General features: G+C 49.6%; 12 protein-coding genes and 2 riboswitches. Of the genes, 7 read left to right on the forward strand and 5 right to left on the reverse strand.

From position 1 onward, the window contains the following. The first annotated feature begins 164 nt into the window (after nucleotides 1–164). A riboswitch (SAM riboswitch) is annotated at nucleotides 165–260 on the forward strand. Between the two features lie 270 nt (nucleotides 261–530). Further along, nucleotides 531–628, forward strand: a riboswitch (SAM riboswitch). A 116-nt stretch (nucleotides 629–744) separates the two neighbouring features. The 4 genes from ACR6HW_RS07685 (at nucleotide 745) to ACR6HW_RS07700 (ending at nucleotide 3,881) form a co-directional block, all read left to right on the forward strand. Further along, nucleotides 745–1,737, forward strand: coding sequence for a methionine ABC transporter ATP-binding protein (locus ACR6HW_RS07685; protein ID WP_455730566.1), 993 nt, complete (start codon nucleotides 745–747; stop codon nucleotides 1,735–1,737). Continuing rightward, a complete protein-coding gene (locus ACR6HW_RS07690) occupies nucleotides 1,730–2,380 on the forward strand; it encodes a methionine ABC transporter permease (RefSeq protein WP_455730567.1) in 651 nt (216 codons plus the stop codon). Before ACR6HW_RS07685 ends, ACR6HW_RS07690 begins: the two co-directional genes overlap by 8 nt. Nucleotides 2,381–2,383: 3 nt before the next feature. After that, nucleotides 2,384–3,184, forward strand: a complete 801-nt coding sequence (locus tag ACR6HW_RS07695; protein WP_455730568.1) for a MetQ/NlpA family ABC transporter substrate-binding protein — start codon at nucleotides 2,384–2,386, stop codon at nucleotides 3,182–3,184. A 61-nt stretch (nucleotides 3,185–3,245) separates the two neighbouring features. Continuing rightward, nucleotides 3,246–3,881 carry a nitroreductase family protein gene (locus ACR6HW_RS07700; protein ID WP_455730569.1) on the forward strand — a complete coding sequence of 212 codons (636 nt, stop codon included), beginning with the start codon at nucleotides 3,246–3,248 and terminating at the stop codon, nucleotides 3,879–3,881. A gap of 150 nt (nucleotides 3,882–4,031) precedes the next feature. Here ACR6HW_RS07700 and ACR6HW_RS07705 read toward each other — a convergent pair whose 3' ends face one another. Next, nucleotides 4,032–4,460: a flavodoxin gene (locus ACR6HW_RS07705; protein ID WP_455730570.1), complete on the reverse strand. Its 429-nt coding sequence runs from the start codon at nucleotides 4,458–4,460 to the stop codon at nucleotides 4,032–4,034. A gap of 24 nt (nucleotides 4,461–4,484) precedes the next feature. After that, complete coding sequence (locus ACR6HW_RS07710; RefSeq protein ID WP_455730571.1) at nucleotides 4,485–5,036, reverse strand: DUF3793 family protein; 552 nt, start codon at nucleotides 5,034–5,036, stop codon at nucleotides 4,485–4,487. Nucleotides 5,037–5,286: 250 nt separating this feature from the next. On the opposite strand from ACR6HW_RS07710, the gene ACR6HW_RS07715 reads away from it, so the two are divergent. Beyond that, on the forward strand, nucleotides 5,287–5,964 hold the full coding sequence (locus ACR6HW_RS07715) for a uracil-DNA glycosylase (protein WP_455730572.1): 678 nt from the start codon (nucleotides 5,287–5,289) through the stop codon (nucleotides 5,962–5,964). 91 nt (nucleotides 5,965–6,055) lie between these two features. On the opposite strand, the gene ACR6HW_RS07720 is transcribed toward ACR6HW_RS07715, so the two are convergent. Genes ACR6HW_RS07720 through ACR6HW_RS07730 form a run of 3 tightly spaced genes read right to left on the reverse strand, consistent with a single transcriptional unit; the run spans nucleotide 6,056 to nucleotide 10,345 of the window. Next, a complete protein-coding gene (locus tag ACR6HW_RS07720) occupies nucleotides 6,056–7,873 on the reverse strand; it encodes an ABC transporter ATP-binding protein (RefSeq protein ID WP_455730573.1) in 1,818 nt (605 codons plus the stop codon). Continuing rightward, nucleotides 7,873–9,909 carry an ABC transporter ATP-binding protein gene (locus tag ACR6HW_RS07725; protein WP_455730574.1) on the reverse strand — a complete coding sequence of 679 codons (2,037 nt, stop codon included), beginning with the start codon at nucleotides 9,907–9,909 and terminating at the stop codon, nucleotides 7,873–7,875. Before ACR6HW_RS07725 ends, ACR6HW_RS07720 begins: the two co-directional genes overlap by 1 nt. Further along, nucleotides 9,893–10,345 (reverse strand): MarR family winged helix-turn-helix transcriptional regulator, encoded by a 453-nt coding sequence (locus ACR6HW_RS07730; protein WP_455730575.1) that lies wholly within the window; start codon nucleotides 10,343–10,345, stop codon nucleotides 9,893–9,895. Before ACR6HW_RS07730 ends, ACR6HW_RS07725 begins: the two co-directional genes overlap by 17 nt. Nucleotides 10,346–10,559: 214 nt before the next feature. Between ACR6HW_RS07730 and ACR6HW_RS07735 the strand changes: the two genes are divergently transcribed. Both ACR6HW_RS07735 and ACR6HW_RS07740 read left to right on the forward strand, forming a co-directional pair. After that, the gene (locus ACR6HW_RS07735; protein WP_455730576.1) at nucleotides 10,560–11,894 is read left to right on the forward strand and encodes a TldD/PmbA family protein; all 1,335 of its coding nucleotides are present in this window, start codon (nucleotides 10,560–10,562) and stop codon (nucleotides 11,892–11,894) included. A 9-nt stretch (nucleotides 11,895–11,903) separates the two neighbouring features. Next, nucleotides 11,904–13,136 (forward strand): metallopeptidase TldD-related protein, encoded by a 1,233-nt coding sequence (locus tag ACR6HW_RS07740; protein WP_455730577.1) that lies wholly within the window; start codon nucleotides 11,904–11,906, stop codon nucleotides 13,134–13,136. Nucleotides 13,137–13,254 lie beyond the last annotated feature (118 nt).

The following is a 13,254-nucleotide window of genomic DNA, read 5'->3' on the forward strand; positions in this document are numbered from 1 at the left end:
CTCATTATAAGAGTTTCTCTCTAGAAAAGATGTGACCAGACGCACTTGTGACAATGTTTTAAAGAGTTTTTCGTTTTTGTATAATGTATACATATCGTTTTTTTGAAGATTCCTATTGACAAGTAAGTGCCGACTAGCGTATAATTCGATTCAACAATTTCATTAGCTTATCAAGAGCGGCTGAGGGACTGGCCCTGCGACGCCCGGCAACCTATTGGATTAGGTGCTAATTCCAGAGACTTTATGTCTGAAGATAAGGAGACGACTGTACGCAACCGCTTCTGTTTTTCAGGAGCGGTTTTTTTAACAACAAGATTTGAGCCGAAAGGCTTTCTGCGACTATTCAACGCGGAAAGCTGTCAGCGAAAAGCGGTTAGGGATGCCGGAGGCATTACTAATGTTGTTAACAACAAGATTTGAGCCGAAAGGCTTTCTGCGACTATTTAACGCGGCAAGGCATCACTAATGTTTTTAATTTGACAACAGACTTCGTGGCAAAACGCGAAGGACCCCTGTTGTTTCATAAAGTAATCATATCCAGAGCGGTGGAGGGAACGGCCCGATGAAACCCGGCAACCTATTTTAAGTTAGGTGCCAATTCCGGCAGCGAAAGCTGCAAAGATGTGAAAGCACACCCCCTTTCACGCAAAGGGGGTCTTTTTTTGCCATATAAGGGCTATATTAACAACTCGTTACCCGAGGTACAATGCGGTACAGCCGTCTCGTGAAACAGAAAGGATTTTTATGATCAGCATTCAGAACCTAAGCAAAACGTATATTAAAGAGCACCGAGAGGTACAGGCCCTCAAAAATGTCTCCATTGACATCGGGCGCGGCACCATCCACGGCATCATCGGCCTCAGCGGCGCCGGCAAATCTTCGCTGGTACGCTGTATCAATCGATTGGAAACACCTACAGCCGGTACAGTCTTCGTCGCCGGCGACAACATGATGGCACTCAAAGGCACTGCGCTAAAGCGAAAACGCCAAAAAATCGGTATGATTTTTCAAAACTTCAACTTGCTCTCCAGCAAAACCGTGTTTGACAACGTCGCTTTTCCACTTGAAATCATGCATAAGTCGAAACAGGAGATTCGAAGCCGCGTGGTGGAACTCCTCGCCTTAACGGGGCTCTCTGACAAAGCAGACGCCTACCCGGCGCAGCTGAGCGGTGGCCAAAAACAGCGGGTCGGCATCGCAAGAGCCCTCGCCAATGCCCCCGATGTGCTCCTCTGTGACGAAGCGACCAGTGCGCTGGATCCTTTAACCACGGCTCAGATTCTCGACCTCGTTCGAGAAATTAACGAGAACTTGGGGGTCACTGTGGTGGTCATCACCCACGAAATGGACGTCATCAAGCGCATTTGTCACGAAGTGACGCTTCTCGAAGGCGGCGAAGTGGTGGCGTCCGGCGATACGGTTAAGCTCTTTACGCAACCTGAGAACGAAGCGGCGCGGCAGTTTTTCTCAAGCGACGATGTGCCGCCCTACTACGCCGAAGACAGCACGGTCTGTCACTTGATTTTTAAAAGAGGCAATGTCGACCAACCGGTGCTCAGCAAGCTCATTCGCACACACGACGTGACGGTGAACATCCTCAGCGGAAAGATAGAGACGTACGGCCGTCAAACGGTGGGCGAGCTCACGGTGGCTCTGACGGGAAGCGATGCCGCTATTGCCGACACGCTTAAAGCCCTCGAAGCCCATCAGGTGATTACGGAGGTGTGCCATGTTTAATCTCTTACTTCCCGCCACTTTGGAAACCCTCTACATGGTAGGGGTCTCGACGCTCTTTACGGTTTTGCTCGGCCTCCCGCTCGGCATTTTACTCACTCTAATCGGAAGGGGACACTTGCTGTCGTGTCCACCGGTGTACGAGGCGCTCTCTTGGCTTGTGAACATTATGCGCTCTCTGCCGTTTATCATCTTGATGATTTTTATTATGCCGTTTACGCGGTTGGTCATCGGTACCGCCATCGGCACCAATGCGGCGACGTTGCCGCTGATTATTGCAGCCGTCCCCTTTTTCGCCAGACTCACTGAGGGTGCGCTACGCGAGGTGGACGACGGCGTCGTAGAGGCGGCGGTGGCCATGGGGGCTTCCACCCCTCAAATCGTCGTAGGGGTCATGCTCAGAGAAGCGCTCCCGAGTCTGATTTTAAGCGCTACGACGACGACGATTAATTTAATTGGGTATTCCGCTATGGCTGGTGCCGTCGGAGGCGGCGGCATTGGCGATCTGGCGATTCGATATGGGTACCACCGTTTCAGACTGGACATTATGTTTGCCACTCTCGTCATTTTGGTGGTGTTGGTGCAAGTGGTTCAGTCTTCGGGACATTATGTTTCACATCTCACTTTAAAAAACAGGAGGAAATAACACATGAAGAAGATTTTAAGTTTGGGTTTTGTTTTGATTGTACTCGCCGGGGTTTTAATCGGCTGCGGCAAAGAAACAGCTGAGGAGACGACTTTAAAGGTGGGCGCGACGCCGTTGCCGCATGCAGAACTGTTGGCACTGATTAAAGACGACCTCGCTGCTGAAGGCATTGAACTCGAGGTGGTGGAGTTTACCGATTACGTGACACCCAACCTCACTCTCGGCGAAGGCGAAATCGACGCCAACTTCTTTCAGCACGTACCGTACATGAACAGCTTTGCCGATGAGCACGGTCTCGAACTCGTTTCGGCAGGTGCCATCCACGTGGAACCGCTGGGCGTCTACTCGGCTTCTACTGAGGCGCTTTCCGATTTGAAAGACGGCGCCACCATTAGCATTCCAAACGATCCAACCAATGAAGGCCGCGCGCTCTTGCTGCTCCACAACGAAGGGCTGATTACTCTGAAAGACCCTGAAAAACTCGAATCCACACCTGAAGATGTTCTAGAGAACCCACGCAAGTTTGTGTTCGAACCCATTGACGCCGCACAGCTTCCTCGGACGCTTGAAGATGTGGACGCCGCTGTTATCAACACCAATTACGCACTCGAGGCCGGTTTAAACCCACTGGAGGACGCCCTTGTTCTCGAAGGCGACGATTCGCCTTACGCCAACATTGTGACGGTGCTCCCTGAGAAACTGGAAGATCCGGCGATTCAGGCTTTGATTAAGGCGCTTCAGAGCGAAAAGGTTAAAGCGTACATTTTGGAACACTATGAAGGCGCTGTAGTCCCTGTATTTTAGCTTGTTCTTTCGAGGAAAAGCCTGTACAATGAAGACGACAAATCAAACTTAGGAGGTTGCCATGTCGTCTTCATTAGATTTTATTTACAAACGACACAGTGTGCGTCAGTTTAAGGCCTGTGATGTGCCAATGATGGACATTGAAGAGATGCTGAAAGCCGCGTCTTATGCCCCTTCGGGCAAAAATCGTCAAAACTGGCACTACGTTGTCATCAAAGACAAGGCGTTGATTGAATCTATCGCCCAAGCGATTGAAGGGGTTCACGACGACATCGTCGAAAAGGTCGGGGATGTGTCTAAGACCCAAGAGATGACTAAGTTTCTGAAGTACTACACGATTTTCCGGTCGGCGCCGATTCTCGTGGCCGCCTATGTAGGCCCCTACCCCAAAAGCGAGGTGGGTCTGCTGAAATCCATCGGTATGGAAGCTCAAGCGGAACGCGTCGAACGCATGAATTCCGGGCTACAAAATGTGGCGGCTTCTCTCGAGAACTTTATGCTCGCCGCTGCCAATCTCGGGTACGGCACTTGCTGGATGACGGGGCCATGCTTTGCTTCTCTGGCTATTGAGGCGCTGATCCCTTTTGAAAAAGAGGGCTACGAGCTCATGGCGGTGACGCCGCTGGGACTCCCGGCTTCTGAAGGGCGTTCTCCTGCACGGCGACCGGTGTCGGAGATTTACACGTTGATTAAGTAAGGGCTCGACGTTTGTACAAGTGCTTTCACGATGAAAAGCCATGCGCGGCTGCGCATGGCTTTTGTTGTTTGTGCGATAATACGCTGTATTGTTCGCCGGCCACCACACGGGTTAGCGCGGGTGTCTTCGGCCATCTAAGGTTCTATCACCTTAATACGCTTGAAAGCGTTTACCAAATTCTTCACAAAGTGAGACGCCTTCAGCATCCGGGGTTTCGTTAACCATTAACCCTTCTTCAAAGAGGTTGGCGCCGGTTTGTTCGGTGCGTTCTTGCCAGTCTCTCATCCACTGGCCGTCGCCCCAGCCGTAAGAGCCGAACAGTGCGACTTTTTTGCCGGATAGGTTCTTTTCGAGGTCTGTAAAGAATGGTTCGAACTCGACTTCTTCTAGTACTTCAGCACCCATTGAAGAGCAACCGAGGCACAGTTTGCTGTAGGCGCTTGCTGCGTTTGCATCTATCTCCGATACCGGAAAGACTTCGACTTCGCCACCTGCTGTTTTGATGCCGTCTGCGATTGCGTTTGCCATGGCTTCTGTGTTGCCTGTGCCACTCCAATAAACGACTGCTATTTTTTCCATTTTGAATTCCCCTTTCCTGTTGTCCTATGCGACAGAAACGCACGCTTCTATGCTGTGGCCATCTGAGAGGGCGCACAGCAGCCGGTCCCTGCACTGGTTAAATTGATCAAAAAGCGATTTGGCTTTTTCTGCGTCGCCATAGACTTTCCAATAACCACAGAGTTTGCAGTTTTGCCCTCTATGCTTGATAAAGCCCACGACGTCTTCGAGGGGGTACCCAAGGAAAACGCCGATTTCATGCGGAAAGCCACCTGTTTGGGCCACGCGTTTTTTAAGGTGGCGCAAAATCTCGTCGAGTCCTTCATTCATCGGATACCCTTGTGTCACTAGAAATCCCCATATTTCGGGGCGGTTAAGGTGCGCTATCAGCATGTCCTTTTGGTAGACAAGTGTCAGCAGCTTGCGCTCACAACCGCATAGGCGCTCGATATAGATGCCTCGTGCATTGAGCTTTTGAATCGCTTCGTCTGCATCGGGCATGTGCTCAAAGTCTTCTTTTACTGAATGAGAAATTAAGTTTGCAGGCTTGAGCCCAAATAGTGTCGGCGCACAGTGAAATGCCAATAGTTTGTCCATAACGTTCATTTAAAGTGTTTCCTTCCTCTTTAAAGCCAATTGATAACTTCTCTCATATGATAATATTTATCATTTGAAATGTCAACAGTTTTTTAGGGGACGGTTCTTTTGTGCCAGAATCCTATAATTTATTCCATTTATGTAAACCTAGTCAAAGCACCACTTTGTCGATTTTTCAATTGGTTGGATGCTATTGAACCCGACTTCACACTGTGATAAACTATTTAAAATAAAACATTTGGAGGCCACAATGTCTAAAATTCTTAAAAACGATTGGGACGATGCTTTGGCACAAGAATTTGATAAACCTTATTACCAATCGTTGCGTCAGTTCTTATTAAATGAATACAAAACACGCACCATTTTTCCGGGAATGTACGACATTTTTAATGCCTTGCATTATACGCCACTGAGCAAAGTAAAAGTGCTCCTGTTGGGACAAGACCCTTATCACAATGTCAATCAAGCACACGGTTTAAGTTTTTCTGTTTTACCTGGGCAACAGATTCCGCCATCTCTACAGAACATCTACAAAGAACTTAAGGAGGATCTCGGTATTGAACCGCCTCATCACGGCTACTTGAAGAAGTGGGCAGACGAGGGTGTGTTGTTGCTCAATACAGTCCTGACTGTTCGCGCGCACGAAGCCAACTCTCACAAGGGAATGGGCTGGGAAACGTTTACCGACGCCGTCATAGAGGCCATTAACGCTCAAGACCGACCAATTGTCATCTTCTTATGGGGGCGCCCTGCGCAGAACAAACAAAAGATGCTCAACAACCCCAAACATCTCGTTCTCAAGGCACCGCATCCGAGCCCGCTTTCTGCTTACAGAGGATTCTTTGGCAGCAAGCCCTTCAGCAAAGCGAACGATTTTTTTGCCACTCACGGTATTGCCCCTATTGATTGGCAGATTGAAGATTTGTAGAAAACATACAAAAGGCATCCGACTAAAAATCGGATGCCTTTTTCTATTTTTGGAAAAATATATAGGATTTCGGCACAAAAGAACCGTCCCTCTAAGCGTTGTAGAGATCTGCGTAGAACCCTTTGCGCGCAAGAAGCTCTTCATGCGTGCCCTGTTCCACAATATCACCGTGATTGAGCACGAGAATCGTATCGGCGTCTTGAATTGTGGACAGACGATGTGCAATAATAAAGCTCGTCTTATCCTTCATCAACCGAAGCATTGCATTTTGAATCTGCACCTCAGTTCGCGTATCGACCGAACTCGTCGCCTCATCTAAAATCAACAGCTTCGGATTGGCCAAAATAGCCCTCGCAATCGTAATCAACTGTTTTTGCCCCTGAGAAAGGTTGTTTGCCTCTTCGTTGATTTCCATGTCATAGCCCCTTGGAAGCATGTGCACAAACCCGTCCACATGTGCCGCCTTCGCCGCTTCAATAACCTCTTCATCTGTGGCGTCCAGCCTGCCGTAACGAATGTTTTCCATAATAGAGGCATTGTAGAGCCACGTATCCTGTAGCACCATGCCAAACTGGCTTCTCAAGTCGTGACGCGACACCGCTGTAATTTCCGTGCCGTCAATCGTAATGCGCCCCTTTGACACATCGTAAAAGCGCATGAGCAATTTGACGAGCGTCGTCTTTCCTGCACCAGTTGGACCGACAATGGCCACCCGTTGCCCCGGATGAACATCGAGATTAAAATCGTTGATGACCGTTTGCTCCGGATTGTAGCCAAACGATACGGATTCAAACCTCACAGCGCCCTTCACATCTTCGAAAGTCAACGCATCTTCGCGCTCCTTCACTTCTTCTGACTCGTCTAAAAACTCAAATACGCGCTCAGCTGAAGCCACTGTTTGCTGAAGAATGTTTGAAATATTGGCCAGCTGCGAAATCGGCTGGGTGAAATTGCGGACATACTGTATAAACGCCTGAATATCGCCGACTTCAATCGCCTGACGTGCCGCGAGGGTACCGCCGAGCACACAGACCGCCACATAGCCGAGATTCCCGACGATGTTGATGACCGGCATCATAATAGAAGACAAAAACTGTGCCTTCCACGACGTCTTGTACAAATCATCGTTGAGACCTTTAAACGTTCCAATGCTCTTCTCTTCACCGTTAAACGCCTTGACCACTCGGTGACCGCCGAACATTTCCTCCACATGGCCATTGACGTGGCCGAGGTACTTTTGCTGACGTTTAAAGTACTTTTGGGATTGCTTCACAATCACCGAGACCACAATCATCGACACCGGGATAATCGCCAGCGCCACCAACGTCATCCAGCCGCTGATGCTAATCATCATCACCAACACGCCGACGACAGTGGTAAACGATGTAATCATCTGCGACAAACTCTGATTGAGGGTTTGGCTGACTGAGTCCACATCGTTGGTCATACGCGACAACACTTCGCCGTGGGTGTTTTCATCAAAATACTTAAACGGCATCCGGTGCATTTTCTCTTCTATCTCACGACGCAAATTGTAACTTACGTCCATGGAGACACCAGACATGATATACCCTTGAATATAGGCAAACAGAGCACTGAGACCGTAAAGGCCCACCAGCGTCAGCAATATGCCGCCCACATAACTGAAATCAATGCTGGCACTCGTGTCGACAAACTTCTGCATAACGCCTTCAAAGATACGCGTCGTCGCTTTACCGAGCAGTTTTGGCCCGAAGATACCGAAGCCGGCACTGACCGATGCAAAGACCAAAACGGCGATCATTTTCATGCGATAGGGTTTCAAATAAGTGAGCAGGCGTCCCATTGACGCTTTGAAATCCTTTGGTTTGGCGCCGGTGAGTCGCATGCCGCCCGGACCGTGATTGCGGTTTTGTTTCTTTTCACTCATCAGATCGCCTCCTCTCCTAATTGTGACACTGCAATTTCTCTATACGGCTCACACGTTTCAATCAACTCATCGTGTGTCCCGCGACCTACAAGTCGACCTTCGTCGAGCACCAAAATCTGATCGGCATTTCGAATGGTCGATACCCGTTGAGCGACCAACAAGAGCGTCGTATCACCTGCTTTTTCAAGCAGCTGCGCCCTCAAGCGCGCATCGGTTTTAAAGTCCAGTGCCGAGAAACTGTCGTCAAGTACCAGAATTTTCGGCTGTTTGGCCAGTGCCCGTGCAATAGAAAGCCGTTGCTTCTGGCCACCGGAGACGTTGCCGCCGCCTTGTGCAATTGGCGCCGCAAGCTTTTCTTCCTTTTCTTCGACGATTTCACGTGCCTGTGCGATGTCGATGGCCGTGTTCATGGCCGCCGGCTCAACAGTGGCGCCGCCAAAGGTGAGGTTGCTCTCTATGGTGCCGCTAAACAACACCGACTTTTGAGGCACGTAGCCAATCAACGTTCTGAGATCGTGCTGTGTCATCGCTCTGACATCGACGCCGTCGATGGTAATGGCGCCGTCTGTGACATCGTAAAACCTCGGCACGAGGTTCAACAGCGTGGATTTACCGGCACCTGTCGACCCGATAATCGCCGTCATCTGGCCCGGTTCACAGGTAAACGAAAGCGCTTTCAACACCGGTTCTTCTGCTCCCGGATACTTAAAGGTTACGTTGTCAAATACCACTTTGCCCACGCCGTCTGCCTTAGGCTGAACGGGTTTTTCAGGGTCTTTGATAAGTACCTCGCGATCGAGGACTTCTGCCACACGCAACGCAGAGACCGACGCTCTCGGTACCATAATAAACATCATAGACATCATTAAGAACGCAAAGATAATCTGAAGAGCGTACTGCATAAATGCCATCATATCGCCGACTTGTAGCGCCGAGGCTTCGATTTGGTGCGCCCCCACCCAAATAATCAGCAAGGTAACGCCGTTCATAATCAACATCATCAGCGGAAAGAGCACCACCATAACGCGGTTGACGAACAGGTTTGTCTTGGTCAAATCGCTGTTGGCTTTGTCAAAACGGTTGCTTTCGTACCCTTGGGTATTGAATGCTCTGACGACCATCATACCGCTGAGTTGCTCCCGCACGACGCCGTTGAGTCGGTCCACAAGGCGCTGTACCGCTTTAAATTTCGGCAATGCAATGACAAAGACCACGGCGATGACCCCCATGAGGACGATAACTGCCAGTGCGATAATCCACGACATCGAGGGACTTTTGTCCAGGGCTCTAATGGCGCCGCCAACGCCGATTATCGGCGCATAGAACAGCATGCGAATCATCATGACGAGTAGGGTCTGAATCTGCGTGATGTCGTTGGTGGTACGCGTAATAAGGGATGCCGATGAGAAGTGGTCCATTTCAAAGCTTGAGAACTGTGCCACTTTTTCAAAGACAGCTTGTCTCAGGTTGCGACCGACGCCTGAAGCGACTCTCGCCGCAATAAGGCCGACGGCAATAGAGGCCACCGCCCCGACGAGGGCGATTAAAATCATCTGTCCGCCCACTTTCAATATATAGCGCATCTGTTGCCCTTCGACGTCTTCACCGAGGCTTTCGTTATAGCCTTTTACCATGCCGATAGCCACTTGGGTGCGCATGTCGTCTGTTAGGCCTTCGGTTTCAATGGGCAGGCCCATTTGCTTGGCGGATGCGATGAGAAAGTCTACGGTGACGGCTTCCAGTTCGGTTTTTTGCTCCGCATCGATGCCGCCGAGTACGTAGTAGTCGCCGTCTTTTTCATAGGCGTCCAGTGCCGATGCCCTGTCGCCCGCCACTTGTCTGAATACGGCGTAGTCCTCTGCTTTCAATACGTCCAGTACCGCGGATTCATACCCGCTTTGCTGGATGCCCGTGTTGACGATTTTGGACATGTAATCCGGCAGTGCGAGATCGGCCATTGCCTGGCCGTACAAAAGGACGACCGCAACTATTAAATAAAAGACAAAGGGCTTTAAAAATCTAATCAGTTTGGTCATGTTCACCTCCTACGAGCATTGCTTCCAGTATCGCCAGCCCCTCGATGACTTTTTCCACATCGTCTGGGTCCGAGTCCTTTATGCGCTCGATCCACTTCATTTCTATTTTCTCAAAGATGCATTTAGAATTCTTTTTAAAGGTCTCGTCTATGGCGACGAGTACCACGCGCCCGTCCTCCGGACTCTTTTGTCTGCCGACGACGCCGTCGCGTTCCAGTCGATTGACAATTGCCGACACGGTGCTGTTGGACAAACCCATTTTATCGCTGAGTTCTGTTATGCGTTGGGGCCCGTGTTTGGAGATGATGCCGACCATCATGCCCTGTGGCGCTGTCAACTTCGTCTCTTTCAGTTCTTCCTGTATAACGGTTTGAAACGCACTGTGTATGCGTTTTATGCGCTTCATCACTTCATAGCTTCTCTCTAAACCTATCATGGCTTCACCTCCTATAATTATTTCGCTTACGAAGTTTCGTGTACGAAGTAATTATAAACGCCAATTGTGAACTGAATATGAACGCCAAGTAAATTCGATTTGCATCTACATGGTAGATGATTATCAAATAATTTAAAAATTCTAATGGACTTTTAACGTTTTCACTGAAAAGCTGTGGTACAATAGAGGCAACTTAATTTAAAAGGAGGCATTTATGTACAATTTCCCCGAAGGGCTGTACACCGATGTGCGCATTGAAGAAACAGCTACGACAAAAATTTCATTTAAGAATTTGGAACTTGAAGAAGAGAAGATTCGACAAAATAAAGGCGCCTTTATTCGCGTTTTCGACGGCACCAAGTGGTATTATGCCGCTTTGACCGACCTCGACGCCATTCAGGCGGAAATCGATGCGTTGGCACAGATGGCAGCGCCAAATGCCGACATTTTAAACCACCCCATTGTCAAAGCGTTCGAAGTCCATCAAGAGGTATGCATTCAATACGAAGACAAAAGTGTCGCCAAAGTTTCGTCAGAAGACAAAACGGCACTTTTAAAAAGTTACATTGAGGCCATTGGCGACGAGACGATTCTGAACCACAAGTCCTACTACGTAGACACCAAAATCAAGAAGACCCTTTACACTTCAAAGGGATCGGACATTACGTTTGACAAGCAGACGTGCGGTTTTCGCATCGGTCTCGACATGGCGTCAGGGGGCAACAAAGAACAGATGGGCCTCTCACGTGCCGGTATTTTCTTCGACGACTTAAAAGGCCTCGCCTCGGATGTCCAAGGGGAAATTCTAAAGTGCATCGACTTTGTGAAGAACGCAAAGCCGGTGAAGCCCGGGGTCTATCCGGTGCTGATGAGTCCTGAGGCCGCAGGGGTTTTTACACATGAGAGCTTCGGTCACAAGAGCGAGTCCGATTTTATGGTAGGCGATGAAACCATGAAGCGCGAGTGGGCCCTTGGCAAAAAAGTCGGTGCGGATATTTTGAGCATTATCGACGACGGCACCGTCCTCGGCAACGGGTATGTGCCTTACGATGACGAGGGCACCAAAGGACGCAAAAATTACATTATTACTGACGGCAAACTCACCGGTCGCCTCCACTCAACGGCGACGAGCGCCGTCCTCGAAGAAGGCCTTACCGGCAACGCCCGAGCCATGAACTTCGAGTTCGAACCCATTGTCAGAATGACCACGACCTACATTGAAAAAGGCACGCGCCCACTGAAGGACATCGTCGCAGAAATCGACTACGGCATCTACATCGACACCATCAACCACGGTTCGGGGATGTCGACGTTTACCATAGCGCCATCAAGAGCCTACGAAATTATCGACGGTGAAATTAAAAATCCGGTAAAAGTATCTGTTGTAACAGGGAACGTCTTTGAAACCCTCGGCGAAGTCGATGCGGTCAGCGAAGAATTTATGCTGCACAGCTTTGTCGGCGGCGGCTGTGGCAAAATGGAACAGTGGCCACTTCCCGTAGGCTTTGGCGGTCCTTACACACGTGTTAAAAAACTAAACGTACAATAGGGGGCACAGATGAAAAAAGAATTTCTAACGCAAACGACACAAGAAATGGCGATTAAAGTGCGCAATACCCGCGTCGAAGCCATCCGCAATAAAAACATCACTAAGAAGGGCGTTCGCGTCTACAAGGACGGCTTAATCGGCATCTCAGGTGCCATAGGCGACGTCGACGACGCCGTGCTTTTAAAACAGGCCGAGGACAATTTAAAAACGCGACTCCCTTACCCTTATGCGTTAAGCGCAGGGGTAAAAGACCACCGCAGCTACTGCGAAAACACCACAACAGCAAGTGAACTTCTCAATCATACAACGGAAATCCTCGAGACACTTCGAACAGAGTACCCCGCTTTTGACTTTAGCGAAACGGCCTTGCACAAGACCTCTCGCGTTCAATTGACCAACTCCGAAGGGCTCGACCTCGCTTTTGAAACCACGACTTATGAACTCGGCTTCTTGCTCAAGGACAAAAAATCCGCCAACCTCTTTGACGGCTTTCTCTTGAACTCAGGGCATCGCTTTGATCCGGACGCTTTTTGGGCGTTTAACCGCGAACTGCTGGACGCTTACAGCAACGAAGTACCACTGCCTGACAAAGAGGAGATGCCGGTGATTCACCTCGCCCCAGGTGTGGCACAGATTTTCTTAAACCGCTCTCTCAACGGCGAGCGCTACGCTCTCGGCAGTTCCCTCTTCTCCGGTAAAATCGGTGAAAAGCTCTTTGACGAGCGCGTGACCGTGGAACAATCGCGCGACCCGCTCTTATTTAACGAACCCTTTTTCGACACTGAGGGCACTGTTGTTGAGAACGACGCTTACCCACTGATTGAAAACGGCGTCCTGAAAAACGTCTACACCGACAAGAAAATCGCGCACAAATACGATTTGCCGCACACTGGTGCAGCTGGGGGCGGTTACGACGACCTGCCGACACTCGCGCCTCAATACCTCTTTATACGACCGGATTCAGAGGACTTAAAGGCCGCGTTAAACGGCGAACCGGCTGTTCTCGTCGTCATCAGTTCAGGCGGCGACTTCACGTCTGACGGCGATTACGCCGCGCCGGTACAGACCAGCTTTTTATTTGACGGCGAAAAAATCGTCGGCAAGTTGCCGGAGTTCTCCATCCGCTCAAATATCTTCGACATGCTCGGAAAAGACTACATCGGCACATTTAAAAACCGAGTCTTCTATATGGGTGATTTTGAAAACCACCTGCAAGTCAGCAGAATGACCATCGTCCGCTAATTTGTAAACAAAAAACGCAGGCTCTTTTGTAGTGCCCTCCCGAATAGGCTAGATTTTAAGTCTAACTTATCGGGAGCGGTTCATTCACTACTTAGAGCCTGCATTTTTAATTTAGACC

This window comes from Fusibacter sp. JL298sf-3 (assembly GCF_053842995.1).